General features: G+C 52.0%; 1 protein-coding gene. It reads right to left on the bottom strand.

Annotation, left to right across the window (positions count from 1 at the left end; genetic code table 11):
• Window positions 1–947: Ig-like domain-containing protein (locus tag Q1A41_RS20190; protein WP_299982949.1), on the bottom strand; the 947-nt coding region annotated here is incomplete at both ends.

Here is a 947-nt window from a genome sequence, read left to right on the forward strand (position 1 = left end):
GTCGCCGTATCAATATCAAACTCTAAAGGATCGGTCTCGTTCGATTCGTTGCCCGCTTTATCAACCACCTTCGCCGAGACTTTATAGCTACCGTTGCCCAAGGCCGGGCTCGGGTCCGTACTCCACGTAGCTGGATCACCCGGATTCGCACCCGCAACCAACACCACGCCTTCGATGGTCTGCACCACATTGTCATTGGCATCTCGGATGATCACCGTCACCGTCGAACCCATCGCCACTTCCGCACCGTTCACTTCACCACTGAACGTCGGCGTCGCATCATCAATGGTGTCCCCATCGTTGATTTCGCTTTGCACCAAACCTACATCGTCATAACCCATGAAGCCGGTAATATCGTCTGGCGATGTGCGATCAACCGTAATCGAGAACGGCGGTGTTTGCGCCGACTCATTACCCACATCATCCACACTGCTCGCCGTATACACATGCTCACCTTCTGGCAAAGCATCTGTTGGCGTATACGTCCAACTGTTGTCCGGCTGCACTGTCACTTCAGCAATAAAACTTCCGTCTTTGTAAATCCGGATCGTCTCACCCGCTGTGCCTGTACCATTAATTTGTGGAGTGTTGTCATCGGTATGATCACCGTGATTCAACTTAGCCTGAACCTCACCCACATTGTCATCGGCATCGTTAATCACAGGCACGGCATTAGCCGTTGTGTCGATCTCAATCGTAAACTCAACGTCGACATCATTGCCCGCTGCATCTTTGGCCGTCGCCTTAAACTTAACCTCACCTTCTGGCAATGCATCAGTATCTGGAATTTGAATCTGCCACAAACCGCTGCCATCAGCGGTAACCGGTCCATAGGTTTGGCCATTGACCTCCAACGTCACCTCAGCACCCACTTTGGCACTGCCCACAATTAACGGCGTGGTGTCATTGGTTTTACCACCTTCGTTAATGTCTTCGGTGGTACCTGG

It is taken from the genome of uncultured Pseudoteredinibacter sp. (genome assembly GCF_947502065.1).
GTDB lineage: Bacteria > Pseudomonadota > Gammaproteobacteria > Pseudomonadales > Cellvibrionaceae > Pseudoteredinibacter.